The sequence below is a fragment of the Cupriavidus oxalaticus genome, from assembly GCF_038900635.1.
GTDB classification, from domain to species: domain Bacteria; phylum Pseudomonadota; class Gammaproteobacteria; order Burkholderiales; family Burkholderiaceae; genus Cupriavidus; species Cupriavidus oxalaticus_B.
In genome coordinates, this window is record NZ_JAYMRX010000079.1 from 1 (window position 1) to 507 (window position 507).

1 protein-coding gene and 1 pseudogene are annotated in these 507 nt (G+C 54.6%); one reads left to right on the forward strand and one right to left on the reverse strand.

Annotated features, from left to right (window positions below; translation table 11 throughout):
* Positions 1–185, forward strand: a 185-nt coding sequence (locus VSR71_RS35020; protein WP_342917910.1) for a hypothetical protein, incomplete at its 5' end; no start/stop codon positions are given.
* 65 nt (positions 186–250) lie between these two features.
* On the opposite strand, the pseudogene VSR71_RS35025 reads toward VSR71_RS35020, so the two are convergent.
* A pseudogene (locus VSR71_RS35025) lies at positions 251–507 on the reverse strand (IS481 family transposase); the annotation flags it as partial.

The following is a 507-nucleotide window of genomic DNA, read 5'->3' on the forward strand; positions in this document are numbered from 1 at the left end:
GCTCGACCGTCGGCAGCAATGGCTGCAAGGCCTTCCACAATTCGTTGTTGATCTTTTTTCGTGCCATGGCACATCACAACGCTCAATTGCCATGTGGCGATGACATGGTTTTGTTAGCCGCTCTTAGCGGCCACGTGTTTGTGTTCCGTGGCCGACGCGGCGGTTTGGTCAAGGTGTTTTGGTAGAGCGGTGATGTCATGTGTTTGCTGATGCAACGGCTTGCACGCGGCGTTCGTTTGGCCGAGTTCACTCACATGGGTAACACTTTGAGACTTAGATATCTCTTGTGAGGTTTCCGTTCATCTATTCCTCCAATCACGATGGGGCCGAAGTGAACATGCCAGAGACCTTCCTCGATCGCTTCAAGACCAACCAGCTCGCCATGCAGTAGGTGCCCGACGTACATCACCACATTGCGACGTTTGAGCAAGCCGTTGGTGCTCACCCGGTGCGTCTCCATGTAGCTCGGATAGCTCATCTCCGGCAGCCGGGCTGGGTACTCCCGAT